This window comes from Thalassobacter sp. 16PALIMAR09 (genome assembly GCF_000765485.1).
GTDB classification, from domain to species: Bacteria; Pseudomonadota; Alphaproteobacteria; order Rhodobacterales; family Rhodobacteraceae; genus Thalassobacter; species Thalassobacter stenotrophicus.
In genome coordinates this window covers 18,293-42,307 of the sequence record NZ_JHAK01000007.1, presented here as the reverse complement: position 1 = coordinate 42,307, position 24,015 = coordinate 18,293, and the positions used below count along the sequence as shown (strand labels likewise).

Here is a 24,015-nt window from a genome sequence, read left to right as displayed (position 1 = left end):
ATGACGCAATCTGTGCTTTTTGACCCGCTGATCCCAATCACCCTATTGGCAGGCATCGCCCTAATGATGGCCGCCTTGTGCGCGCTGTGCGCGGCGCGTCGATTGCCCGGATGGTGGCTTCGATTGTTGGCCGCGTCCGCGTTGGTGCTGGCACTGGGCAACCCGTCGCTCCAGACCGAGGACCGCAGCCCCCTGTCCGACATCGTGTTGATCGCGGTGGACGAAAGCGCGAGCCAAGGGCTGGGCGATCGTCGCGCGCAGACAGAAGCCGCCCTTGAGGACACGCTTGATCGGATCACCGAGTTGGGCATGGATGCCCGCGTCGTGCGTATTGGTGACGGGGAAAACAACGCTGGTACGCGCGTGATGGCGGCCCTTGGTAACCTGTTGGCAGAGACCCCACGCGCCCGCGTGGCCGGTGCCTTGATCCTGTCTGACGGACAGATCCATGACGCAGAACTGGCACCCGACATCCCCGCGCCCACGCACCTGCTGCAAACCGGACGCAGCACCGATTGGGACCGTCGCCTAAGCGTGCGCAACGCGCCCGCATTTGCGATTTTGGATGAAGAATTCACCATCACATTGCGCGCTGATGATCTGGGTGCGGCCCCTGCCGGCGCGATCAGCACACCGGTGCAAATCTCAATCGACGGCAATGCTCCACGGACATTCGACATCCCCTTGGGCCGGGACCTAGAGGTGCCTTTGGTCCTGCCACATGGCGGCATAAATATCCTGCAGTTCACCCTGCCCGAGGCGGAGGGTGAGCTGACGACCCGCAACAACAGCGCCGTTGTCCAGATCAACGGCGTCCGCGATCGCCTGCGCGTTCTGTTGGTGTCTGGTCAGCCCCATCCCGGGCAACGGACATGGCGCAATCTGCTAAAGGCGGATTCAGCCGTTGATCTTGTGCATTTTACAATCCTGCGCCCCCCCGGCAAACAGGACGGGGTGCCGGTGACGGAACTCTCGCTCATTGCCTTTCCGACACGGGAGTTGTTCCTCGAAAAAATCGACGAATTCGATCTTATCATCTTTGATCGCTACCGCCGTCGCGGGATCCTTTCGCCGCTCTACCTCGCGAATGTGGCGGATTACGTGGCGCGAGGTGGGGCAGTTTTAGTCGCCGCAGGGCCGGATTTCGCTTCGGCCGATAGCCTTTATAGATCGCCGCTAGAAGATATCATGCCCGCGGCCCCAACGGCCCGTGTCGTGGAACAGGGTTTTGCCCCCGCAATCACCGAAATGGGCAGCCGCCACCCGGTCACACAAGGCCTAGAAGCCTTTGGCCCGGGGAGCGCGGATACCGACGGGACAGCCCCTTGGGGTCGCTGGTTCCGGATGACCGAGCTGCGCACAGAACCCAACGCGCAAACCGTCATGGAAGGGCCTGATAACGCGCCGCTGTTGGTTCTGGACCGCGTGGGCGAAGGTCGTGTCGCGCTCTTGGCCTCTGATCACGTCTGGCTTTGGGATCGCGGGTTTGAAGGCGGCGGTCCGCAGTTGGAACTGCTGCGCCGCCTCGCCCATTGGATGATGAAAGAGCCAGAGTTGGAGGAAGAGGCCCTGACCGCATCGGCCGTTGGACAGGTCGTCACGATCACGCGGCGCACCCTGAGCGGGACACCAGAAACGGTGGTTATCACGCGCCCCGATGGAACTGAATTCGCACTCACGCTGAATGAAGACACACCGGGCCGCTTCGTTGCCGAATTCACGGGCACGCAGCAAGGTCTGTATCGGCTGAGCGAAGGCGACCAAGAGACTGTGTTTGCCCTTGGCCCTGCCGCTCCGCGCGAATTTGTAGACACAATCGCAAGTGCTGCTCCGATCGCAAACGTGCTTGCGGCCCGCAGAGGCGGTGCAGCATTGTTGGAGGACGGCACACCGGACCTGCGCACGGTGCGCGAAGGCCGCACCGCAACAGGACGTGGGTGGGTTGGATTGACCCCACGCGAAGCCTTTCAGACCACTAGCCTGCGGATTACATCGCTGGTGCCGCCATGGCTGTTTTTGATGCTGGCCGCACTGTTGACTGTGTTTGCTTGGTTACGGGAAGGACGCAAAAGCGCATGAGCGGTGAACATGATCTAGCGACGCTTTTGCGGAGCCTAAATGCAGTGCTTCAGCCAGAAACCTACGTTTTCGTGTCTCGACCGGGGCAAGGCATCCCACCCGATCTTGTCCCGCGCATGGTCTTCCAAGAATCTGAGGGCACCACATTCATCGTCCTGCGTGACGAAGCGGAAGCGCTTGGATGGAGTTATGAATTTCCGTGCCGAATGATCACGTTGAACATTCACTCAGCCTTGGATGCGGTCGGATTTTTGGCCCGGATCACAACGGCACTCGCCAAGGGCGGCATGGGGGTTAACCCGGTGTCGGGGTTCTATCACGACCACCTCTTTGTGCCCGAAGACCGTGCCGATGATGCGATGGCCATATTGGCCCAATTGGCGGCCGAGAGCTAATCGCGCAGGACCAGCACCGATGCCTTGGCGTGCCGCACAATGCGAGCGGCGTTGGCCCCTAGCAAGAAATCCTGCAGCTCTGGCTGATGTGATCCGACCAAGATGAGGTCTGCGCCCAAGGCCTCAGCCTCCGTTAGGATCATGTCATATACTTTGCCGGTCAAAACATGGGTGCGCGCGTTCAAGTTGGCGTCGGCGATTGCCTCCATCAACTGGACATGCGCGGCCTCTTTGCTGCGCGCCTCAAAATCGTCGGATAAAAAAGAGCCAACAACCGCCATCCCGACGGAGGGCACAACGTTGACGACATGCAACGCGCAGTCCCAGTCCGCTGTCAGGGCCTTGGCTGCGGACAAAATGCGTTGGGTTTCTGCCTCTTCAGAGACATCAACGGCGATCAAGACTGTTTTGAACATTCAAGCCTCTCCCAATTGGCCAGCCAGAGATATACTCAAACATCAGCCGCTTTTGGGGCATTCTGCAAGGATTGAGATCGGGGAGGGATGTCGGTGCGCTGGGTCAGCTTTGTCCCGGCGCACCGTTTGTTTTAAAAGTCGAGGTTTTCCACGCTTAGCGCGTTTTCCTGAATGAAGGCGCGGCGGGGTTCCACCACATCGCCCATCAGCTTTGTGAAAACGTCATCAGCCTCGGCAAGGTCTTCAATCTTTACCTGCAAGAGCGTACGCGCATCAGGGTCCAACGTGGTTTCCCACAATTGGTCTGGGTTCATCTCGCCCAAGCCCTTATAGCGCTGCAATGACAGGCCTTTTTCGCCTTCGGCCAGCACGGCTGCCAGCAATTCCTGCGGGCCGTGGATGATCGTTTCACGCTCCTTGCGCTGCAAACGCGCGGGGTCATTGTAGACCTCGCGTGTGCGCTCGGCGACATCGGCCAGCTTGCGTGCCTCGCCTGAGCGGAGAACGGCACCGTCAAGTGTCCGCACCTCCTCAACGCCGCGCAGAACGCGTGCCAAGCGGATGCCGTGGTCTTGTGTAATCCGGCCCGTCCACCCGCGCTCGTATTCCAAAGCAACAAGATCCAGACGCTTGGCGACCGCATCCGCGACGGACTGCAAATCAGCGTCCGCTTTGCCGGGATCAAAGGCGCCAGCGATGGCGGCCTGCTCCAGGATACGACGGGGGTAATGCGTTGGAAACGCATCCAAAATCCGCTTGAAGCTACGCGCGCCTTCTACAACGCGTGCAAGGTCTTGACCCGCCAATTCCTCACCGGAGGGCAGGCGCAGAACCATTCCGTCAAGGCCCTGAGCCACCAGATAATCATCCAAGCCCGCTTGGTCCTTGAGGTACACTTCGGACTTCCCGCGCGACACCTTATAGAGCGGCGGCTGCGCGATGTAGAGGAACCCGCCCTCAATGATTTCGGGCATCTGCCGGAAGAAGAACGTGAGCAAAAGCGTCCGGATGTGCGCGCCGTCAACGTCCGCGTCGGTCATGATGACGATCTTGTGGTAGCGCAGCTTGTCGATGTTGAACTCGTCACGGCCGATCCCGGTGCCCAAAGCGGTGATCAGCGTGCCGATTTCTTGGCTGCCGAGCATCCGGTCGAAACGCGCGCGTTCCACATTCAGGATTTTACCACGCAAGGGCAGAACCGCCTGATTACGCCGCGAGCGACCCTGTTTGGCGGACCCGCCAGCACTGTCACCCTCGACCAAGAAAATCTCGGAGTTCGCGGGGTCTTTTTCCTGACAATCGGCCAGCTTACCCGGCAACGAAGCCACATCCATCGCAGTTTTACGGCGTGTCAGTTCACGGGCTTTGCGCGCGGCTTCACGGGCCAAAGCGGCTTCAATGATCTTGGAAACGATCGTTTTGGCCTCATTCGGATGCTCTTCGAACCACTCCGACAGCTTTTCATTCATGAGACCTTCGACCGCCGGACGCACCTCAGATGAGACCAGCTTGTCCTTGGTTTGGCTCGAAAATTTCGGATCAGGCACTTTTACGGATAGCACACAGGTCAAACCCTCACGTGCGTCATCCCCGGTGAAATTCACCTTCTCACGCTTGGCGATCCCGGAGGATTGGGCGTAGGCGTTGATGGTCCGCGTCAGTGCGCCGCGCAGACCCGCAAGGTGGGTGCCGCCATCGCGCTGAGGAATGTTGTTGGTGAAGGGCAGAACCGTCTCATGGTAGCTGTCGTTCCACCACATCGCGACCTCAATCCCGATGTCGTCCTTTTCCCCGGTGATAAAGATCGGGTCCGCCATGCCGCTGGTTTTTGAACGATCCAGATAGCGCACGAATTCCTGCACACCACCCTCATAGAACAGCTCGGTCCGAAGCGGCTCAGCGGGGCGTTCATCCTCAAGAATAATCCGAACGCCCGAGTTCAAGAACGCAAGCTCGCGCAGGCGGTTTTCCAGCGTTTTGAAATTGTATTCGAGGTTCGAGAACGTCTGGAGCGAGGCAAGGAAACGCACCTCGGTGCCGGTTTCCTCAGTCTCGGAGACGACCTTGAGATGCTCTGCGGTGTCACCATGCTCAAAGCGCGCAATATGCTCTTTGCCTTCACGCCAAACGCGCAGCTCCAGCCAATCCGAAAGCGCGTTCACAACCGACACGCCCACGCCGTGCAGACCACCCGACACCTTGTAGGAATTGCTGTCGAATTTACCGCCCGCGTGCAGCTGGGTCATGATGACCTCGGCCGCAGAGACGCCTTCTTCTTCGTGCAGACCCACCGGAATGCCCCGGCCGTTGTCGCGCACAGAAACACTGCTGTCGGCGTGGATTTTAACACTTACGTGGGTCGCATGTCCGGCCAGCGCCTCATCGATCCCGTTGTCCACCACCTCGTAGACCATGTGGTGCAGACCGGAGCCATCATCGGTATCCCCGATGTACATGCCGGGCCGCTTGCGCACAGCCTCCAAGCCTTTGAGAACTTTGATAGAATCGGCGCCGTATGTTTCCGGCGTCTGAGTGGCGTCAGCCATGTGGACAGACCTCTTGTTTGGTCCGCAACTTATAGCGGTTTACCCTACCCTTGTCACGCGCAGACCCCCACATTTAGCGGTTTGTGGTGACGTCCCGCTTAGGCGATCCGACCATCTAAATCCAAAGGCCAAAATGGGTTGAAGGAATACTCCCACGCGTGACCATCAGGGTCCGCAACATAGCCAGAATATCCGCCCCAAAACATCTTTTCTGGAGCCTTCAAAAGCGTTGCTCCGGCGGCAAGTGCGCGTTTGACCGCAGCGTCCACCTCTGCTTCGCTCAGCTGGTTTTGCGCCAAGCTCGAAGAGCCAACGCCACATTCCTCAGGCGCACGCCCTTGTTCATGTGCAAGGTCATCGCGCAGATAGAGACCAAATTTTGCGCCGCCGAGGTCGAAAAAGGCGGTTTTCTCCAGCACGGTCTCCGGCTCAAAGCCTACGGTCCTGTAGTACGCGACCGAGCGCTCCAAATCACGCACGCCCAGTGTGATCAAAGAGATGCGATTGCCAATCATAGTGTCGCCTCCTCAACGAGCGAGGCGGCCTCTGTTTCGGCTACCTGATACACCGCGGCGCGGGACCCAAAGTCCGTGAACAGATTGCGGTCCGTTCCGGTCAAGAAGGCCTGCGCGCCCAAGGCTGTAATCTCATCATACAGGGCTTTGCGGCGTTCTGCATCCAAATGTGCAGCGACCTCATCCAACAACAACACAGGCGCCGCCCCAGTTGTAGCATGAAGGGCACGGGCATTCGCGAGGATCAGCGAGATCAGAAGCGCTTTCTGCTCTCCGGTGGAGCAGTGCTTGGCGGGTACGTCTTTGCGGACAAAGATTGCCTCAAGATCAACGCGGTGCGGTCCCACAAGCGTGCGCCCCGCTGCCATGTCGCGCGGGCGGCTTTCCGCTAGGGCCGCGCGCAGATCATCTGGGTTTTCAGGGGCAACCGCGCCGTCAGGCAACGAAATCGACAGGGCCCCCGTAGGGAAATCTGCAACCGTGCTTTGTTGCGCGTCTTGCAAGACCTCAAGCGCGTTGCGCCGGTTGAGCGAGATTTCAGCCCCAAAGCGCGCCATCTGACTTTCGAGTGCGGCATACCAATGGGCATCGCGCACACCGTCCTTGAGCAAGCGATTGCGGTCTCGCATAGCCTTTTCGTAAGCCAGCGTAATTTCAGCGTGATCGGGGGTAAAGCTCATGGTGGCACGGTCCAAGAACCTACGACGCCCCTCTGCCCCCTCTATCCACAGACGATCCATCGCAGGGATCAACCACAGCACACGCACCAATCGCGCCAATGCCGTTTGCGGCAACTGTTTGCCGTCAATCCGGGTTTGCCTTGGTTGGCCAGGCTCAGCCTGAAGATCGACCTCATAGACCTGCGCGTCCGTCGCCACCTGTGCTGCAATTTTCCAGCCAATCGCTTCAGGCCGACGTATCAAATCCTCCGCAAGGGCACGGCGCAAACCACGCCCGGGCGACAAAAGCGATACCGCCTCAAGGATGTTGGTCTTGCCCGCGCCATTCGCCCCGAACAGGACGACGGGCCTGCCATCAAGCCCTATCTGGACTTGATGATGAGACCGAAAGTGCGACAGGCGCAGAGATGTGATGATGTGGCGCGACGGTCGAACCAATCGGGTCTCACACCCGCATCGGCATGACCACGTAGACCGCGGAGGTATCATTCCCCTCACGCATCAAGGTCGGATCGCCGGAGGAGTTGAACAAGAACACCGCGTTCTCACGATCAACTTGGCTTGCGATTTCAAGAAGGTACTTGGCGTTGAAGCCGATCTCCAACCGCTCGTCGCCGTAGGCCACGGCAAGCTCTTCTTCAGCGGCACCGCTATCGGGCGCATTGACGGACAGCACCAGGCGGTCTTCGTCAAGTTGCAGCTTCACGGCGCGCGAACGCTCGGAAGAGACTGTCGCCACACGGTCAACCGCGCTTGCGAATTCGGCGGCATCCACCTCAAGCTTGCGGGTGTTACCGGTCGGGATGACGCGGGTGTAGTCGGGGAACGTCCCGTCAATCACCTTGGACGTCAGGGTGATCCCCGGTGTTGCGAAACGGACCTTCGTCTCGGAGACGGAGACCGCAATAGTCGCCTCATCATCATCGAGCAGCTTGCGCATTTCGCCAACCGTTTTGCGGGGCACGATAACGCCGGGCAATGTTTCTGCCCCCTCGGGGAGGTCGGCGTCAACACGGGCCAAACGGTGCCCATCCGTCGCCACACAGCGCAGCACTTTACCGCCCTCTGCATCAGCCACATGCATGTACACGCCGTTCAGATAATAGCGCGTCTCTTCGGTAGAGATCGCGAACTTCGATTTGTCGAACAGGCGGCGCAGAACAGGGGCCTTGCAGCTAAAGTTGCTCGCATACTCAGAGGAGGCCATCACGGGGAAGTCCTCCTTTGGCAGAGTTGCGAGGCTAAAGTGCGAGCGACCCGCGCTCACGGTCAAACGGCCGGTTGCAGGTTCTTCGGACAATTGCACCAATGCGCCATCGGGCAGTTTGCGTACGATCTCATTCAGGATCACAGCGGAAACGGTCGTCGCGCCAGCGCGCTCAACCTGAGCCGGTGTCTTGTCGACAACTTCGATATCAAGGTCGGTCGCGCGAAAGCTAACCTCTGCGTCAGCCGCTTCCATCAACACGTTCGCAAGAATTGGGATGGTGTTGCGCCGTTCGACCACGGACTGCGCCTGGCTGACCGCTTTTAGGAGTGCGGCGCGTTCGATGCTGAATTTCATGATCCATCCCTCGTAGGCTGTGGGGCTTTGACAGTAGACAAAGCCCCAGCAGGTTCAATGCCTTTTAAGAGGTTAACTTTCGAGTTTCCGCTCTAAAAGCAAGGCATCTTCGGCAACTTGCGAGTCTTGAGTGATCAATTCCTCAATCTTGCGGACACCGTGCAACACAGTTGTGTGGTCACGCCCACCAAATTTGCGGCCAATCTCGGGGTAGCTGCGAGGCGTGAGCTTCTTGGCGAGGTACATCGCCATTTGGCGCGGCCGCGCGATAGAACGCGTGCGGCGCGCCGAAACCATATCGGACATCCGCAGGTTATAATGCTCACAGACCTTTTTCATGATCTCATCGATTGTCAGCTTACGCTCAGAGGCGCGCAGAATATCGGCAAGACAATCTTGGGCCCGATCAAGCGTGATTTCTCCGCCAACCAGCGTTGAGAACGCGAAAAGCCGGGTTACGGCCCCTTCAAGCACACGGATGTTGCTCGAAATACGGTCAGCAAGGAATTCAAGGACGCCGGGAGCGACGGCCAAGTCGGGGTTTTGCGCCCGGAATTGCGCCATCTTGTGCTGCAATACACCAAGGCGAAGTTCAAAGTCGGCCGGGTGCAGGTCTACGACCAGACCGGACTGGAGGCGCGAACGAATGCGTTCTTCAAGATCAGTGATATCCGCAGGCGAACGATCAGCCGAAATAACGATCTGTTTGCCTTGGTCAATCAGGGCATTGAACGTGTGGAAGAATTCGTCCTGCGTGCTTTCTTTGCCCGCAATGAACTGGACATCGTCCACCATCAACACATCGACCGAACGGAACAGCTGTTTGAAGCTGATCGTGTCTTTTTCGCGCAAGGCTTGGATAAAGCGGTACATGAACTGCTCAGCCGACAGATACAGCACGCGCAGGTGCGGTTGGCTGGCCTGAAGTTCCCACGCGATGGCCTGCATGAGGTGGGTTTTACCCAAGCCTACGCCACCATACAAAAACAGCGGGTTAAATCCGACGGCATTGCCGGCAGCCACACGACGAGCCGAGGCATGGGCCAGTTCGTTGGGCTTGCCCACCACAAACGCGTCAAACGTAAAGCGCGGGTCGAGCGCCGCGCCCGGAAGGTCGGCATTGACAGCCACAGCAGGTTTGCGTGCAGCGACAGGCGCAGGCGTGACCGCGGCCTTTGGCGCAGGTGCCGCAGCCGTATTGGCCACGATGCACTCAAGACGATCAGCGCGCACACCAGCTGCGGTGCAATGGCGCAAAATCACATCGGAGTAGTTTTGCGTGACCCAAGACCCAATGAAATTGGTCGGCGCGACAAGGCGCAAGACGCTTCCGTCAAGACGTTCAAACCCAAGAGGCTCAATCCAGGCAGTGTAGTTATTGTTCCCAACCGATTTGCGAATCTGATCGCGCACCGCCCCCCAGGTATCATTTGTCATTGTGCCTCTTTTCCCAACTCGGACTGTCGTCGCATCTATGTTTGCCGCCACGGTAACCCACTGGCTTTCCAGCCATTGAGCGCCCCGCGCCGACCTTGTGCGTCACAATCTCCCTCAAACCCGTTCACGACATTAATGCATGGCACGTCTAAACCCTCAGCAGACAGGGCGTCGGCCACGGCATATGCCGCGCTCAGTGATCTTGCGCCGGACCGACAGATAAACAGCAGGTGCGATGGAACATTTCCACCGATGCTGTCCATCAACGTCCGAACGAACGCAAGATTAGGGGACATATCTGGATAAGCGAGCCATTCGATCTGCGTGACCGTTTGCTCGACTTCCGACAGGTCTGGACCGCCCACAAATCCCCATTCGGGGCGGGTCCGGACATCAATCATGAGTGCGCGGCTGTCGTTAGACAATATTTCCCAAGCTGCCTGAGGTAAAATCTCAGACACCAGCGTCGATCCGCTCTTACTCATACCAATCCCCTAAGGTGCGATGTGACTCGCTGGAATGTGATAGCAAGTGCGCAAAGGCTCCATCAATGGAACAATGATATTGACAGCGGAGTCTCTGAAAAAGAATCTAATGAGGCCGAGAAATGTCACACCCCAAACGCAAAACGCGCCCCCAAAGGGGCGCGTTTTGTAAGCTGTATATTTTTGGGACTTAGGCGCCCATGGACTTCACACGGGAAGACAGACGCGAAACTTTGCGCGAGGCTGTGTTTTTGTGGAAGACACCTTTTGTCACGCCGCGCATGATTTCGGGCTGAGCAGCTTGCAGCGCAGCTTTTGCGGCATCTTGGTCACCGGAGGCGATCGCCTCTTCAACTTTACGCAGGAACGTCCGGATGCGCGAACGACGGGCTTTGTTTACTGCAAAGCGACGCTCGTTCTGACGGGCGCGTTTTTTAGCTTGGGGCGAATTTGCCATGGTATTTGATCCTTGTTCCGGGGCCCGCTGCATGTGCGTTGGGCGCAAATTTAAGTGCAAGGGGCAAACCCGGTCTCCGGGTTTGGTACCGGACGAATCTGGCTAAGCGAGCCTCACACGCATGTCTGGCGCGGTGTTTAGGGCACTGGCCGCGCCTTGCCAAGCCCCTATTGTACGATGTCTTACTTGTCGCGGAACTGAGCTTCGCGCTTTTCAACGAATGCAGCCATACCCTCGGACTGATCCTCAGTCGCGAACAGCATGTGAAAGAGCCGACGCTCGAACAGCAGACCTTCTTGTAGTGAAACTTCGTCCGCCCGGTTGACCGCTTCCTTGACCGCCATCGCCGTAAGCTGGCTTTTCTGCGCGATCTTTTGCGCCGCTGCGAGCGTTTCTTCCATCAGCTTTTTGGCGGGCACCACACGGCTTACCAGCCCAGAACGCTCTGCCTCTTCGGCATCCATGAAGCGGCCGGTTAGGTGCATGTCCATCGATTTGGATTTGCCCACTGCGCGGGTCAGCCGCTGAGTGCCACCAAGGCCTGCAACAACACCAAGATTGATTTCGGGCTGGCCAAACTTCGCGGTATCCGCAGCAATGATAAAATCACACATCATCGCCAATTCGCATCCGCCGCCCAGCGCGTAGCCCGCGACAGCTGCGATGATTGGCTTGCGGCACTTGGCCATTGGATCGACCTCATGGCCGAACATGTCAGAGGCGAACACCTCAACAAAATTCTTGTCGGCCATTTCGGTAATATCGGCGCCCGCTGCGAACACTTTATCGGAGCCAGTCAACACGATGCACCGCACCTTGTCGTTTTCCTGCGCAGATTTAAAGGCCTTCGCCAGATCCGCCAAAAGAGCTTGATTCAGGGCATTCATCGCCTCGGGTCGGTTCAACCGAATGAGGGCCACGTGGTCCTCTACGTCGACGATAAGTGTGTCATAGGCCATGTGAGCAAGGTCCCTAGTGATCCATTTTGAAGCCGGACATTGGCCCGTCACGCCCCAAGGTTCAAGCTATCTTTGGCATTGCGGGCAGTAGAAAGTTGACCGGCCAGATTGAGTGATTCGATCAATTGTGCCGCTACAATCGGGCGTTACACAAGCTTCGCCCTCACGATCATAGACTTGGAAACGGTGCTGAAAGTACCCCAATTCACCATCAGCTTGGCGATAATCACGCAAAGATGACCCTCCGGCCTCAATAGCGTCGCTTAGGACTTCACGCACGATGGGCACCAGGGCGCTCGCACGTGCGCGTGCAATCTTCCCGGCCTTGCGGGTTGGACTGAGCCGTGCGCGAAACAGCACTTCGCAAACATATATATTGCCCAAACCACTTACGATCCGCTGGTCCAACAGCGCGGATTTGATCGGTGTGTTTTTGCCCGACAATGCCTCTGCAAGATAGGTTTCGCTAAACGCGTTACCCAGCGGCTCTGGTCCTAACTTTTCAATCAGCCAGTGGCGATCAATGCCATCGGTCGGAGCCAAATCCATCGCCCCAAACCTACGTGCATCGTTGAATGTGATCGTTGCGCCGTTATCCATATGCAAGACAACGTGATCGTGTTTTTGGGGAACCACCTCTTCGTGATGGAAAACTCCCGGTGTCGGAGCACCGGCGATCAACATCCGACCAGACATGCCCAGATGAATGATCAGCGTCTCACCTGTATCAAGCTCAGCAAGGATATATTTCGATCGCCGTGCCAAACGCGTCACACGCGCGCCGGTCAATCGCGCGGCCATCTGCTCTGGAAATGGCCAGCGCAAATCTGGCCGCCGCACTTCGGCCCGCGCGATCACGGCCCCCTCCATCACGGGCAGCAATCCGCGACGGACTGTCTCTACTTCGGGCAGTTCTGGCATACGGGCTTCCCCCTGTGGCGTGGCGACCTATAAGAAAGGGCAGACAGAGCGATCTGCAAGCTTGAAAGGCCGAAGGCATGGACGAAACACAAAATAAAACGCATTTCGGATTTCAGACCGTCGACGAAACAGAAAAAGCGGGCATGGTCCACGGCGTCTTTTCGAACGTTGCGTCAAAATATGACATTATGAACGATGTGATGAGCGTTGGGATCCACCGCGTCTGGAAAGATGCGATGATGGATTGGTTAACCCCGCGCGCCAATCAGCGGTTGCTGGATGTTGCTGGCGGCACGGGTGACGTGGCCTTCAAATTCCTGCGCCGTGCACCGGGTGCCGAAGCCGTTGTGTGCGACATGACCGAAAGCATGCTGATCGAAGGCCGCAAACGCGCAGAAGCTGCCAGCCTAGACGATAGCCTGGAATGGATTGTCGGCGACGCAATGGCCCTACCTTTTGAAGACAATAGTTTCGACGTCTATACGATCAGTTTTGGCATTCGAAACGTCACGCGCATCCCGGACGCGTTGTCAGAAGCGTACCGTGTGCTACGGCCCGGTGGGCGTTTGATGGTGCTAGAATTCAGCCAACTGCCCAACCCTATGATGCAAAAGGCATATGACCTTTACTCGTTTAACGTGATCCCACGCATGGGCCAGATGATTGCTGGCGATAGCGAAAGCTATCAGTACTTAGTCGAATCGATCCGCCAGTTTCCCGATCAAGACACCTTCGCCGGCATGATCCGCCGCGCTGGTTTTGATAACGTTAAGTATCGCAATCTGACATTTGGCGTCGCGGCGCTGCACTCGGGTTGGAAGCTGTAGCGAATGCGCGGTCCCCACAACATTTGGCGCCTGATCCGCACGGGCGCCACATTTGAACGTACGGGCGCCATGGGCGTGGTGCTTGAAGCGATTGATGCCCCACGGCCGTTGCGCATCGCGGCGCACGTCTTGGGCTGGCCGTTTAAATGGCTTGGCCTGCGCGGTGACCCAGCGCTACCGCCAGTCACACGCGCAATTACAGCGCTTGGCCCCAGCTATATAAAATTTGGTCAAATTTTATCGACGCGCCCAGACTTTGTTGGAGTGGATCTCGCGACACAGCTGCGCGTGCTACAGGACAAGCTGCCACCGTTCCCGATGGAGCAAGCACGCCAAACAATTGCCCGGGAAATTGGCAAACCCGTTGATGCGGTTTTTTCAGAACTGTCCGAGCCTGTCGCTGCGGCCTCTATCGCTCAGGTCCACAAAGCCCGATTGGCTGAAACGGGCGAACAGGTCGCAATCAAAGTTTTACGGCCGGGCATCGAACGCGCGTTTCGCAAGGATATCGATGCGTTCTACTTTGCGGCGGGACTAATCGAATTTCTATCGCCAGCATCACGTCGGCTGCGCCCACGCGATGTGATTGCACACTTTGAATCTACAGTTTTGCGGGAGCTTGACCTGCGGATCGAAACTGCCGCGGCTGCGGAATTCGCCGCGACCACCGCCGGGGATGAGGGCTTCGCTGTCCCCAAGGTCGAATGGTCCCTGTCCAGCCGCGGCATCATGACGATGGAATGGGTCGAAGGCATTCAATTTGCCGACATCGATGCCCTAGATGCCGCTGGCCATGATCGCGTGGCGCTCGCGGACAAGGTGTTGCAACTGTTCCTTAGCCACGCCCTCCGCGACGGTTATTTCCATGCGGATATGCACCAAGGTAACCTTCGGGTTGGGGCTGATAGCACGATTATTGCCCTCGATTTTGGCATCATGGGGCGGCTGGATGAGTACACACGCCGTGTCTATGCAGAGATTCTGATTGGTTTCATTCGCAAGGATTACCGGCGCGTTGCAGAGGTACATTTCGAGGCCGGATACGTCCCCGCAGATCGCGACGTGGATGAGTTTGCTCAAGCGCTTCGGTCCGTTGGAGAACCAATATTTGGTATGGATGCCAGCCGAATCTCAATGGGACGATTGTTGAGTTTTCTATTCGAAGTCACCGAGACTTTTGGAATGGAAACGCGCACCGAGCTGATCCTACTTCAGCGCACGATGGTCGTTGTGGAGGGCGTTGCGCGCACATTGAACCCAAACATGAATATCTGGCAGGTCGCTCAGCCTGTGGTCGAAGACTATATCCGCGAAAGTCTGGGCCCCCGCGCCTTTGCCCGGGATCTGTTCAAAACGGCCCGTGTTCTTGCCAGATTTGGCCCGCAACTGCCCACCATCACCGAGCGGCTGTTCACATCTCAGACCCAAGACCAACCAGAGACCACGGCTGGTCAGGGTATCGGCTCTGTTGCTTGGTTCGCGATCGGTGCAGCGACAGCCAGTATCGGAGGCGTCATCGGGGCGGTTCTTTTCTGAAGCCCTTACCGTCAATCACAGAGCGTTCCGAACCCCAAGGACCGACGAACTCGGCATCCCAATATCGCCCGGGAAACGCAAAATAACTTGCCCGTCGATCAGCGCCGCTTCCCTGACTTGAGCGAATGTCTCTACATCAGAAACACCAAGCAAACTTCCACTGCTGAAGCTCTCAATCTCAAGATTGTAGATGTCTTCGGGAAGCTGCTCTCCGGTCGGAGATCGTCCAGACCATGTGACTTGCGCGACGTCAGGATCAATCGCAATGCGCTGAACCTCTTGTCCCGCTGTATTTCTAACAACGATCTCGGCAGCATCTGCAACCACTGGCGTGTTCAAAATAAGTGTCTTGTCGGTACCATCCACGGGCACCGGCATCACCGCTCGCGCCTCCATGCCGACCCACGAGGACATTTCACTCATGTTCTGTAACGACATTTGTGCCGACATTTCTTTTAGCAGATCATTTGTTTGCACTGCCTGCTCCACGTTCGAGAACGTCGCCAGCTGTGCAACAAACTCAGTCGAGTCGGCGGGGTTGAGCGGGTCTTGGTTCCGAATCTGAGCCGTAAGCAGCTGCAGAAAGGTATCAAAGTCTGAGGCAAGACCATTGCTTTCATCAGCATTTGATATCTGCGTTTTTGCAATGGATTGGATCGTGTCACCGATAATCATAACGGCCTCCTAAAATGTCAGATTGAGCCCACTCGGCGTGCTTGAATTTGAACGGGCTGCCGTTGATGGACCCGCGGGAAGCGCATTAGGGGAGATATCGACTACTGCCTCTTCTTGGGTGGCGTGGCTTGATCCGCTCCTCCCTTGAGAAACGTCCTGTTGAGCGTCCGAGGACGTCCCAAACTGCAGGTTAAGACCGCCCTTTCCTTCTTCCGCAAAGGCCTCATGCAAGAAGTTTGCGTGCCGGCGCATGAGTTCAGCGGTTTCGGGCCGATCTGCAATGATGACGAGCGTTGTCGTTGCTTCACTCGTTTGAAGAACCATCCGCACCTGCCCTAGTTCTGGCGGATCCAGTGCAATCTCGAGCGGATACCTATCCATTCGGGCACCAGCACGCAGTTGTTCTGCGATCTTCAAAACTTCCTGCGGAAGAGGCGTGGCAGGGTTGCGAGAAATTGCTTCAGGGCTGCGTGAAGAACTACTCTGGACCTCGCTGGAGACATGCGTCGCGATAAGCAAGTCTCCAGCGGCTCGGCCCGTATCCCTTAAGCTTCGTTCCACCATCGGAGCGACTTGAGCAACGGCCACCGGCATCATGCTTGTCGTCTGATTTATTCCAACGGGCGCCGCTGGCCCCATTTCTCTCACGTCGTATGTTGGATCCAATGTAATCGTAGGTGAAATCTTGGGGTCTTGTGGTGGGGCTGGCACCGTTGAAATGGCTTCTGGCTGTAGCTTTTTGGCTCCGGAAGCGGCTGGATCAATTTTGATGCCAGAGGTCTGTCCAACTGGGCTGTCAAAATCACCCACGACGGGTTTGGGCAGTTCAGTTCGATCGGTATTGCCAATCTGATCCGTGCCCAACACCTTAAACATCACGCCGTCTGGCACAGACTGCCTCAACATTGAAGACTCGGAACTAGCGGCGACAGGTGAGCCGATACCCATCTGCTTTTCCATCGATGCCGTAGCTTTGTCTGATTTAATCTCAGCAGGGCCGACCAGTTGCACCGAAATGTCCGATATCGGGGCCGACTTTGGCGAGGAAGGGAGCTTGGTTAGCTGCAGCCCACTCTCCGCTATCCCTTGATTAGGTAAGGAACCTTGCGAGGGGCTCGTGGCCTCTTCGTCTATTTGACCGGCATATTGCCCGACTTTTACGGGTCTTTGCGTATCACCATCATTAATTGGAACGGTGGGGTGAAACGACGATGGTACCGTCAAAAGCGAACGACCTGGGGGAGCGTTGGTTTCACCCCTGGAACCCGCCATAGCGATTGGTTCGCCTTTAGTATTCGACACCGAGCCGGCGTAACCCTGATCAGCACCCACAATCTTTGTATACTCAACTCGATTAGCCAAAGCTCCCTGCACTTCAAGACGTGGAGAAATTGGTTGTGTGATCTTGGTCGATTCGGAAGGTATCACTAATGAAGGGGGCGCAAGACTTTTCGCCTCGACAGTCGAACCCTGTTTGCCCGCAGCCAACACTTGTTCAGCAGTAACTCTGTTATCTGCAAGCCCTACGCTATTCACACTTTGCACAGTCCCTGCAAAACCGGCCATCCCTAATTCGCGCTCAACCGAAGCGCTCATCAGTGTTTTTTGACCAAAAGAGGCATTACTTCCGGCCACTGACACGGTCGGTGCCGCTGTTTCAAGTAAGGATAGCTTTGATCCCGAGCGTTTCGCATCAAGCGCATGGCCATCAACACTACGTTGCATATCAGTATTGGGATATACGCCAAGTTTTTCACCTTTTCCCGTAACCTGTGCAGCAGCCTCGTTAGGAACCGTCACCACTACGTCGCGATCTGCATCACTCTCAATATTGGCGCCTTGAGAGTTTGCTCCACTACTGGACGGCTGAAAGCTTACCTGCGTGGGTTTCAACAAGGGCTCGAGCACTGCAGCCTGTGACCCAAAACGCCCCTCATCTACGCCATAATCCAATGCATGTTTATTCTCGAAGCCTCTGACAGCCACCGCCTCGGGTGATGAAACCTTTGGCGACACCTCCATCTCATTGAAATTCTCAGTTAATATTTCTGGGGTTCCGTGAAGCGGCCTCCCAAGAGTTAGCCCTTCCATCTTCTCATTTGTGGAATTCGCGATGAATGCCAGATCCGACGAAGCAGTAGGTAACTCGCCTTCTTGTCGCTTATCCAACCCTACGAATTCATCCTTTTCCAAGGCATTCGGACTTGTGGCAATGGCTGGATCACGTGAAACAGTGCCCACGGCTTGGGTATCACCCGCATTTGTCAAAGCGGCATCGAACTCACTTTTCAACTCAGGTGCAAACATCCGCCCTGTCGCTACGGTGCTTCGCCCAGGACTGAGGGACGGATTTACTTTGAGATCGACCATGCTCTCTCCAATGCGGATTTCTTCCGGATGAGATCGCTTTTAACTGCCGGTAGTTACCGATTTATTTACTCAAAGCAGTCAATGTGATCAAAATCACTTCAATTGGAGCAATAACCATGAACCCTTTAGGCACAGCTCTTATTACGCCTCAAGGTCACCCCACACAGACCGAAAAGCTTCGCGCACTCGCTATCGATCTAGAAACAACGTTTCTTACTGAAATGTTAAAGCATTCTGGCCTGGGAACCACCCAAAGCACGTTTAATGGCGGAATTGGAGAAGAACACTTTTCGTCTATGCGTCTACAGGAAACAGCCAAACAGATAACAGGATCAGGCGGTATCGGACTTGCGGAAAGTATTTTCCAATCTCTAATTGCGAGAGCAAAATAATGACGAGTTGCGACGAAACGATCCTATGGCTTGAAGGCGTTCTTGAGGCAGAGGCGAAAGTGCTGACAACTGGAACCCTAAAGGACTTACCTGAATTAGAGCATGCAAAGAATAAAGCATGGAACATTTTACAGGTAACGCATGAACCGGGAAACGCAAGCGACCTGTCACGTATTCAAAAAATGGCAACGCATAATGCAAAACTCCTTTTGGCGGCAAGAGACGGTATCGCACTCGCAAATAATCTAAGAAGCGCCTTGAGTAACGGCCCCAAGCCTTTGGCTACTTATGGCGCCAACGGTCAGAAATCCACGGTTTTGACTTCGAGACGCAGCCAAGTAAATTCGAGATCATTTTAAAGAAAATTCTCATTATTCTCCATTTTTCTCAGTAACTTAATTAGCACAGTGTTAGCAATACCCAGCAATAATCACTCAAGCATCGAAGGGTGCGTGGCACGCCGCCACCGCGTCAGAAGGACGTATCATCTCACACGCTCGGAGCGGGTGGAATCTTTGACTGTACCGCAAAAGCGGTACGCAAAACGGGAACGTTAACAATGTCTAGTATTCTGACAAACAATGGCGCGATGGTTGCGCTACAAACGCTAAAATCCGTCAATTCCAATTTGGCCAAAACACAGGCAGAAATTTCTACGGGTAAGACGGTTGAAACAGCAAAAGACAATGCTGCAATTTGGGCTATTTCCAAAATTATGGAATCTGATGTAAAGGGATTTAAAGCAATCTCTGACAGCCTTTCATTAGGTCAATCAACTGTGGAAGTTGGGCGTCAAGCCGCTGAAACAACGACTGAGCTTCTTCAAGATATCAAAGCCAAGATTGTTGCGGCTCAAGAAAGCAACGTTCCGCGCGAAACGATTCAAAACGATATCAGCGCCTTGCGAGATCAGATCAAGTCCGTAACAAACGCCGCGCAATTCAACGGCCTAAATCTGGTCAATGGGACCGATGATGTCTCTATTCTGTCTTCTCTCGATCGTAATAGCGATGGCACCGTTGTTTCCAGCAGCATCAGCGTGGCGCGAAGTGATCTTACAACTGAGGCAGGCACCTACGGCAATGGTGGTGGTACGATTAATAGTGCGATCACCAGCTCAAATACTCAAATCGACAAAGACGCTAACGCAAACCAGCTGAATATCACGTTTGGCGGTACCGCCACCGACGGTGACACCATTACCCTAGCAGGGCTTGAATTCAGCGATAATTCGAACACAGCCGCAGCGCGGGCAACTGCCGTTGCCACAGCAATTAACGCAGCCAACCTGACCGGCATCACGGCAAGCGATGCCTCTGGAGTGTTGACCCTCACAAACACCAACAGCTTTGCTGAGTTTGAGGTTGGGTTTGACGCTGGTGGTGCAAACACATTTGTAGTCGACAACGAAGAAGACAACAGCTTTGACGTCACATCGACCAGCGCGGCCGGCACCACACAATTGAGCCGCCGCGCTGAGGAAGTAACGCTCTCCGGCACGACCCAGGTTAACGAAGGCGACAGCTACCGGATCACCTTGGGAGGCACGAACTACGACTACATCGCCGGCAAGGGTGAAACGATGGAGGACATTGCGCGCGGCCTAAAGACGGCTGTTGATGGTGGGGCAGTCGATGGTGTTTCCACACAGGTTGCCAAAGAAGGCGATGATTGGAAGGTCCTAATCGACTACGAGGGTTCGGCCGCAAACATCTCCCTTGCTGACGACGCGCAAGAAGGCGGCAAGGCCTCGGGCGGTCTGTTTGGATTGGACAAACTGGACGTAACGACTGACAAGGGCGCAACCGCAGCTTTGGACAATATTGAAACGTTGATCCAGAACTCGATCGATGCTGCCGCCAGCTTTGGTTCGGCCCAAGGCCGTATTGAAACGCAATCCAACTTTGTTTCGAACATGACCGACGCACTTAAGTCGGGCATCGGCTCTATGGTGGATGCAGACATGGAAGAAGCATCCGCGCGCCTACAGGCCCTTCAGGTTCAGCAGCAGCTCGCGACCCAGTCGTTGTCGATCGCGAACCAGGCACCACAGTCGATCCTCTCGCTGTTCAGATAAGCACGTAACTCACGCTGACGCGTCACAACGGCGCGTCAGCTCCCTTTACGCTACGTACACGAGATTGGAGAACCCGCCGTGACCCCCCACGCACTCGCAAAATCAGCCTATGCCCCTCAGAACGCTCTGACCAACGATCCGAAACGGATCGAGTTTGCGGCATTTACCCATGTAACCAAGATGTTGACAGAGGTTCAAAGCGGCAAACGCCTGCCGCTCGGTTACAAAGCCGCCGCAATGCATGCTAACAGACGCCTCTGGACCGAAATCGCAGCCTTGGTCGCCGATGACGACAATCAACTGCCAAAAGATCTTCGCGCACGTTTGTTCTACTTGGCTGAATTTGTTGCGCAACATAGCAGCAAAGTCTTTTCACAAGACGCCAGCATCCAACCACTAATTGATATCAACGCAGCCATTATGGGCGGCCTGAACGCACAGGAGGCCTCGTAATGTCTGGTCTTGTCCTAAAACTCAGCCCCCGTGAACGCGTCTTGATAAATGGCGCCGTCATCGAAAACGGGGAGCGGCGGTCACGCATCAACATCGTCTCGCCCAACGCGAATATTCTGCGACTTCGCGACGCTATTCATCCCGAAGAAGCCAACACGCCTGTCAAACGTATCTGCTACATCACCCAATTGATTCTGTCGGGTGACGTTGACGTAGAGGTTGCGCGTCGGCAATTGCTCACGGGCGTTGAGCAATTGAGCCAAGTTTTCAAAGATCCTGACAGCCGCGAAATCCTTGCGATTGCGACCGGCCACCTCGTGGATGCCAACTACTACCCCGCACTAAAAACGCTCAGATCTCTCCTGGATCGCGAAGAGCGGCTCTTGGCAGTACAGGCGTCATGACGTTTCAACCCATCATTCCGGTGGGTGGCATCGCGGGCTGGCAAATTTTGCAACGGACCGAAGAGTCACAGAGGGAAACTTATGCCGCCAGCGGACCAACCAAGCGCGATCTCGATTATTTTCGCGAGAAAATAGGCGACATAAAAACGCCAGAGCAACTCGTGGGTGACTTTCGCCTCCTAAGGGTCGCTCTGGGCGCCTTTGGTCTCGATGACGATATCGGCAACAAGTACTTCATCAAAACAGTGCTAGAGGAAGGCACGACCGATGACGATGCACTTGCCAACAAGCTATCTGATAAACGCTATCTTGCTCTGTCAAAGGCATTCGGCTTTGGCGATTTTGATACGCCAAACACTGCCCTCTCAACCTTTCCCAACGAAATTGCCGCGAAATTCACGGACCGGAGTTTTGAAACGGCTGTGGGGCAAACGAACGACGACATGCGCCTTGCGCTCAACATGCGTCGTGAGATCGGTGAACTAGCAGGAGCCTCAACTTCGCAAACCACCAAGTGGTTCACAATTCTTGGCACACCACCACTAAGGGCAGTATTTGAAGGGGCTCTCAACCTCCCCACAAGTTTCGGGAGCCTGCCGATCGACCGCCAACTAGAAGAGATTCAGATACGAGCAGAAAGCGTTTTGGGCACGTCGGATCCAGCAGATTTGGGTAGCCCAGAAAGGTCTGAGCTATTGATCCAACGGTTTTTGGTATCCAGTTCAATCGAAGGCAGCAGCGGGATCAATTCCCCAGCGGCCAACGCTTTGGTCCTATTGGGCGGTCGCTAAAACGCTCCGCGTAGAACCTGATAGGCAACTGCAGTCACAGTATTGGCGAGATTGAGAGAGCGAATATGCTCAGACCGCATTGGTAAATTCACGATCTGCTTTTCTGCACCCACGAGCAATTCCTTAGGCAAGCCTTTCGTCTCCCGGCCAAAAACAAGATAGGGATTTTCCGGAAAAGCGACATCGTAGATGGATTGCGCTCCGAACTCTTCGAAGAAGAAAGTCACATCAAGCCGCGGCTGTCGCGCCACTATAAACTGTTCCCACGTGTCGAACTCGGTCAGGTCGACATGTTTCCAGTAGTCCAAGCCTGCACGACGCACAGTTTTATCAGATAACTCAAATCCATAAGGCTTAATCAGGATCAGTTCCATATCGAGGGCGACGCATGTTCGACCAATTGCACCCGTGTTGCCCGGGATTTCGGGAGCAACCAAAACGACTTTGGGACGGTTGGTCACTTCGCGGCACCAAACCGGCGGATCAGGCGCGACTGCAAAACGCGCGCGCGGCGCGACCAAGCGCGCCCACCGGGGGGCCGTTCACGCTCTGCTTTGGAAAGCTGCCCTCGCGTTGGCAAATCTGCCGAGAATATTGCAAATGCCACTGAGCGCTCAGAGTCACCCGGAAAATCGGCATACCCAGCCAAGCCACTTACGAAATTCAGCGTTCCGGTTTTAGCTTTCACGTCATATGATTCCGCATCATCGCCGTCGCGCAATTTGAAAGGCTTCAAGATCGGGCGCAATCGGTTTTGCGCTTTATCCGATGCCAACACTTTTACAACATCACGCGCAGCCACTCGGCTTGCGTCACCCAAGCCAGAGTGATCCACAAGATCCATACGACGCGCACCGAATTCTTGCTCTACCCATGCCGACATCGCCTCAGCACTTTGCCGCAAGCTTGATGCACCCGAAGCCGTCAAGCCCACACACTCGGCTGTCAAATTGGTGGAGTATTTTAACATGTCTGCACAAATTTCTTTCAAGGGGCGGCTTTGAACTGTCGAAAGCACATCTATTGATGGCACGGATGTGGCTTCGGCATACCCATTCGCGACAATTCCGTGCGATCGCAAGAGCGTTGTCATGACATCTGCAGCATAAGCAGTCGGCACTCGAACCGGCAACCAGCGCCCGCCTTTTTTACCAAGCGCACCGCGCGCGACTGACCATTGCTCTTGCTCTGGCATATCCCGATAGGCGAATACTGGGGCAGATCGGTCCACGACATCCATCGCAATGACTTGCACACTTGGCCGATAGCGCGCTGTGCGCGCCTGCAGCGAGATTTCATACCCTGATTGAGCCGCCCGCCATTCAAAATGCACGCGATTGAAATTAAGGTTCATTCCCGAAACGGCCGGGTTGTAGCCGACATGATCAGGCTGGCTTGCGTCAATCATATCGCTTTGTGGTAAATGCCCCCCCCAAACCAGCAATCGTCCTGTAACTTCGCGCAGACCAGCCGCCTTGGCCTGTGCTGCCAAATGCGCCAAATCATCTGTCGTAAGGGTAGGATCACCACCGCCCAACAGCACCAAATCCCCCTCAAGCCGACCATCGACCAACGTGCCCGCATAGCCAAGCCGTGTTTCAAAACGGAATTCCGGACCCAATCGCTCCAGCCCATAAAGCGCGGTCAAAGCCTTTGCCACACTCGCCGGTGGCAGGGCGCGCAGGGGTGAGGATGACGCCAGAATGCGCCCATCTTTCAGGTCGGAAAAAACCAATGAGGTTTGCCCGGACAGTTTCGACGCACGGACCAGTTGCTGCGCACTGGGCAACGTCCCATCGGGCCGCATAACAGGGCGCACCGACTGCGCGGGGCTATTGGCCAATGCAGGCCCCGCTACGCTTGCGAACAGCCCATGCAAGAAGAAACGTCGGTCCATTAAGTAGCCTTTTTGTCCTATTCCCACACTAAACGAAAAGCACCGACCCACCACCCGAAATCATGGCCTTGCATGTGGCCCCACGCCTGCTACGGCTGCGCAATGAATGCACGAATTCCTCTAAGCGCAGTCGGGCTAA

General features: G+C 55.9%; 24 protein-coding genes. 10 read left to right on the top strand and 14 right to left on the bottom strand.

All coding sequences use genetic code 11. From position 1 onward, the window contains the following. Both PM04_RS13465 and PM04_RS13460 read left to right on the top strand, forming a co-directional pair. Positions 1-2,079 carry a membrane protein gene (locus PM04_RS13465; protein WP_038007774.1) on the top strand — a complete coding sequence of 693 codons (2,079 nt, stop codon included), beginning with the start codon at positions 1-3 and terminating at the stop codon, positions 2,077-2,079. Continuing rightward, the gene (locus tag PM04_RS13460; RefSeq protein ID WP_038007773.1) at positions 2,076-2,474 is read left to right on the top strand and encodes an ACT domain-containing protein; all 399 of its coding nucleotides are present in this window, start codon (positions 2,076-2,078) and stop codon (positions 2,472-2,474) included. Before PM04_RS13465 ends, PM04_RS13460 begins: the two co-directional genes overlap by 4 nt. Here PM04_RS13460 and PM04_RS13455 read toward each other — a convergent pair. The 10 genes from PM04_RS13455 to mutM form a co-directional block, all read right to left on the bottom strand. Continuing rightward, positions 2,471-2,890 carry a universal stress protein gene (locus PM04_RS13455; RefSeq protein WP_038007771.1) on the bottom strand — a complete coding sequence of 140 codons (420 nt, stop codon included), beginning with the start codon at positions 2,888-2,890 and terminating at the stop codon, positions 2,471-2,473. The genes PM04_RS13460 and PM04_RS13455 overlap by 4 nt on opposite strands. Before the next feature lie 131 nt (positions 2,891-3,021). Next, positions 3,022-5,436, bottom strand: coding sequence for a DNA topoisomerase (ATP-hydrolyzing) subunit B (gyrB, locus tag PM04_RS13450; protein WP_038007768.1), 2,415 nt, complete (start codon positions 5,434-5,436; stop codon positions 3,022-3,024). 98 nt (positions 5,437-5,534) lie between these two features. Further along, a complete protein-coding gene (locus PM04_RS13445) occupies positions 5,535-5,951 on the bottom strand; it encodes a VOC family protein (RefSeq protein WP_038007765.1) in 417 nt (138 codons plus the stop codon). Beyond that, complete coding sequence (recF, locus tag PM04_RS13440) at positions 5,948-7,069, bottom strand: DNA replication/repair protein RecF (protein WP_038007763.1); 1,122 nt, start codon at positions 7,067-7,069, stop codon at positions 5,948-5,950. Before recF ends, PM04_RS13445 begins: the two co-directional genes overlap by 4 nt. Before the next feature lie 7 nt (positions 7,070-7,076). Beyond that, a complete protein-coding gene (gene dnaN, locus PM04_RS13435) occupies positions 7,077-8,195 on the bottom strand; it encodes a DNA polymerase III subunit beta (RefSeq protein ID WP_038007760.1) in 1,119 nt (372 codons plus the stop codon). Between the two features lie 72 nt (positions 8,196-8,267). Further along, positions 8,268-9,632, bottom strand: a complete 1,365-nt coding sequence (gene dnaA, locus PM04_RS13430) for a chromosomal replication initiator protein DnaA (RefSeq protein ID WP_038007757.1) — start codon at positions 9,630-9,632, stop codon at positions 8,268-8,270. A gap of 35 nt (positions 9,633-9,667) precedes the next feature. Then, positions 9,668-10,117 (bottom strand): sulfurtransferase, encoded by a 450-nt coding sequence (locus PM04_RS13425; RefSeq protein WP_038007755.1) that lies wholly within the window; start codon positions 10,115-10,117, stop codon positions 9,668-9,670. A 190-nt stretch (positions 10,118-10,307) separates the two neighbouring features. Further along, positions 10,308-10,574 carry a 30S ribosomal protein S20 gene (gene rpsT, locus PM04_RS13420; protein WP_038007753.1) on the bottom strand — a complete coding sequence of 89 codons (267 nt, stop codon included), beginning with the start codon at positions 10,572-10,574 and terminating at the stop codon, positions 10,308-10,310. A 182-nt stretch (positions 10,575-10,756) separates the two neighbouring features. Next, on the bottom strand, positions 10,757-11,533 hold the full coding sequence (locus PM04_RS13415) for an enoyl-CoA hydratase (protein WP_038007752.1): 777 nt from the start codon (positions 11,531-11,533) through the stop codon (positions 10,757-10,759). Positions 11,534-11,599: 66 nt separating this feature from the next. Continuing rightward, positions 11,600-12,454, bottom strand: a complete 855-nt coding sequence (mutM, locus tag PM04_RS13410; protein WP_038007750.1) for a bifunctional DNA-formamidopyrimidine glycosylase/DNA-(apurinic or apyrimidinic site) lyase — start codon at positions 12,452-12,454, stop codon at positions 11,600-11,602. 77 nt (positions 12,455-12,531) lie between these two features. Here mutM and ubiE point away from each other — a divergent pair, with 77 nt between their 5' ends. Together ubiE and ubiB are read left to right on the top strand one after the other, a co-directional pair. Further along, complete coding sequence (gene ubiE / locus PM04_RS13405) at positions 12,532-13,281, top strand: bifunctional demethylmenaquinone methyltransferase/2-methoxy-6-polyprenyl-1,4-benzoquinol methylase UbiE (protein ID WP_038007748.1); 750 nt, start codon at positions 12,532-12,534, stop codon at positions 13,279-13,281. Between the two features lie 3 nt (positions 13,282-13,284). Next, the gene (ubiB, locus tag PM04_RS13400) at positions 13,285-14,817 is read left to right on the top strand and encodes a 2-polyprenylphenol 6-hydroxylase (RefSeq protein WP_038007746.1); all 1,533 of its coding nucleotides are present in this window, start codon (positions 13,285-13,287) and stop codon (positions 14,815-14,817) included. Between the two features lie 15 nt (positions 14,818-14,832). Here ubiB and PM04_RS13395 read toward each other — a convergent pair whose 3' ends face one another. Next, entirely contained in the window at positions 14,833-15,492 is a 660-nt protein-coding gene (locus PM04_RS13395) for a flagellar hook capping FlgD N-terminal domain-containing protein (protein ID WP_052068325.1), read from the bottom strand. Between the two features lie 9 nt (positions 15,493-15,501). Next, entirely contained in the window at positions 15,502-17,862 is a 2,361-nt protein-coding gene (locus PM04_RS13390; protein ID WP_038007745.1) for a flagellar hook-length control protein FliK, read from the bottom strand. 116 nt (positions 17,863-17,978) lie between these two features. Between PM04_RS13390 and PM04_RS17735 the strand changes: the two genes are divergently transcribed. The 6 genes from PM04_RS17735 (at position 17,979) to PM04_RS13370 (ending at position 21,979) form a co-directional block, all read left to right on the top strand. Beyond that, positions 17,979-18,254, top strand: a complete 276-nt coding sequence (locus PM04_RS17735) for a rod-binding protein (protein ID WP_081946014.1) — start codon at positions 17,979-17,981, stop codon at positions 18,252-18,254. Continuing rightward, complete coding sequence (locus tag PM04_RS17910; RefSeq protein WP_152594005.1) at positions 18,254-18,613, top strand: hypothetical protein; 360 nt, start codon at positions 18,254-18,256, stop codon at positions 18,611-18,613. The genes PM04_RS17735 and PM04_RS17910 overlap by 1 nt, the downstream gene beginning before the upstream one ends. Before the next feature lie 200 nt (positions 18,614-18,813). After that, entirely contained in the window at positions 18,814-20,331 is a 1,518-nt protein-coding gene (locus PM04_RS13385) for a flagellin (RefSeq protein ID WP_038007741.1), read from the top strand. A gap of 78 nt (positions 20,332-20,409) precedes the next feature. Continuing rightward, positions 20,410-20,784, top strand: coding sequence for a flagellar biosynthesis regulator FlaF (gene flaF, locus PM04_RS13380; RefSeq protein ID WP_038007739.1), 375 nt, complete (start codon positions 20,410-20,412; stop codon positions 20,782-20,784). Next, on the top strand, positions 20,784-21,188 hold the full coding sequence (gene flbT / locus PM04_RS13375; protein ID WP_038007736.1) for a flagellar biosynthesis repressor FlbT: 405 nt from the start codon (positions 20,784-20,786) through the stop codon (positions 21,186-21,188). The genes flaF and flbT overlap by 1 nt, the downstream gene beginning before the upstream one ends. Beyond that, positions 21,185-21,979, top strand: a complete 795-nt coding sequence (locus PM04_RS13370) for a DUF1217 domain-containing protein (protein ID WP_038007734.1) — start codon at positions 21,185-21,187, stop codon at positions 21,977-21,979. The genes flbT and PM04_RS13370 overlap by 4 nt, the downstream gene beginning before the upstream one ends. On the opposite strand, the gene PM04_RS13365 is transcribed toward PM04_RS13370, so the two are convergent. Then, positions 21,976-22,440 carry a tRNA (cytidine(34)-2'-O)-methyltransferase gene (locus PM04_RS13365; RefSeq protein ID WP_038007732.1) on the bottom strand — a complete coding sequence of 155 codons (465 nt, stop codon included), beginning with the start codon at positions 22,438-22,440 and terminating at the stop codon, positions 21,976-21,978. The genes PM04_RS13370 and PM04_RS13365 overlap by 4 nt on opposite strands. Continuing rightward, positions 22,437-23,876: a D-alanyl-D-alanine carboxypeptidase/D-alanyl-D-alanine-endopeptidase gene (gene dacB / locus PM04_RS13360; RefSeq protein WP_038007729.1), complete on the bottom strand. Its 1,440-nt coding sequence runs from the start codon at positions 23,874-23,876 to the stop codon at positions 22,437-22,439. Before dacB ends, PM04_RS13365 begins: the two co-directional genes overlap by 4 nt. Positions 23,877-24,015 lie beyond the last annotated feature (139 nt).

Excerpts from the sequence above, each read along its gene's own strand:
- PM04_RS13465 (WP_038007774.1), top strand. The coding sequence starts at position 1 with ATGACGCAATCTGTGCTTTTTGACCCGCTGATCCCAATCACCCTATTG.
- PM04_RS13460 (WP_038007773.1), top strand. The coding sequence starts at position 2,076 with ATGAGCGGTGAACATGATCTAGCGACGCTTTTGCGGAGCCTAAATGCA.
- PM04_RS13455 (WP_038007771.1), bottom strand. The coding sequence starts at position 2,890 with ATGTTCAAAACAGTCTTGATCGCCGTTGATGTCTCTGAAGAGGCAGAA.
- gyrB (WP_038007768.1), bottom strand. The coding sequence starts at position 5,436 with ATGGCTGACGCCACTCAGACGCCGGAAACATACGGCGCCGATTCTATC.
- PM04_RS13445 (WP_038007765.1), bottom strand. The coding sequence starts at position 5,951 with ATGATTGGCAATCGCATCTCTTTGATCACACTGGGCGTGCGTGATTTG.
- dnaN (WP_038007760.1), bottom strand. The coding sequence starts at position 8,195 with ATGAAATTCAGCATCGAACGCGCCGCACTCCTAAAAGCGGTCAGCCAG.
- dnaA (WP_038007757.1), bottom strand. The coding sequence starts at position 9,632 with ATGACAAATGATACCTGGGGGGCGGTGCGCGATCAGATTCGCAAATCG.
- PM04_RS13425 (WP_038007755.1), bottom strand. The coding sequence starts at position 10,117 with ATGAGTAAGAGCGGATCGACGCTGGTGTCTGAGATTTTACCTCAGGCA.
- rpsT (WP_038007753.1), bottom strand. The coding sequence starts at position 10,574 with ATGGCAAATTCGCCCCAAGCTAAAAAACGCGCCCGTCAGAACGAGCGT.
- PM04_RS13415 (WP_038007752.1), bottom strand. The coding sequence starts at position 11,533 with ATGGCCTATGACACACTTATCGTCGACGTAGAGGACCACGTGGCCCTC.
- mutM (WP_038007750.1), bottom strand. The coding sequence starts at position 12,454 with ATGCCAGAACTGCCCGAAGTAGAGACAGTCCGTCGCGGATTGCTGCCC.
- ubiE (WP_038007748.1), top strand. The coding sequence starts at position 12,532 with ATGGACGAAACACAAAATAAAACGCATTTCGGATTTCAGACCGTCGAC.
- ubiB (WP_038007746.1), top strand. The coding sequence starts at position 13,285 with ATGCGCGGTCCCCACAACATTTGGCGCCTGATCCGCACGGGCGCCACA.
- PM04_RS13395 (WP_052068325.1), bottom strand. The coding sequence starts at position 15,492 with ATGATTATCGGTGACACGATCCAATCCATTGCAAAAACGCAGATATCA.
- PM04_RS13390 (WP_038007745.1), bottom strand. The coding sequence starts at position 17,862 with ATGGTCGATCTCAAAGTAAATCCGTCCCTCAGTCCTGGGCGAAGCACC.
- PM04_RS17735 (WP_081946014.1), top strand. The coding sequence starts at position 17,979 with ATGAACCCTTTAGGCACAGCTCTTATTACGCCTCAAGGTCACCCCACA.
- PM04_RS17910 (WP_152594005.1), top strand. The coding sequence starts at position 18,254 with ATGACGAGTTGCGACGAAACGATCCTATGGCTTGAAGGCGTTCTTGAG.
- PM04_RS13385 (WP_038007741.1), top strand. The coding sequence starts at position 18,814 with ATGTCTAGTATTCTGACAAACAATGGCGCGATGGTTGCGCTACAAACG.
- flbT (WP_038007736.1), top strand. The coding sequence starts at position 20,784 with ATGTCTGGTCTTGTCCTAAAACTCAGCCCCCGTGAACGCGTCTTGATA.
- PM04_RS13370 (WP_038007734.1), top strand. The coding sequence starts at position 21,185 with ATGACGTTTCAACCCATCATTCCGGTGGGTGGCATCGCGGGCTGGCAA.
- dacB (WP_038007729.1), bottom strand. The coding sequence starts at position 23,876 with ATGGACCGACGTTTCTTCTTGCATGGGCTGTTCGCAAGCGTAGCGGGG.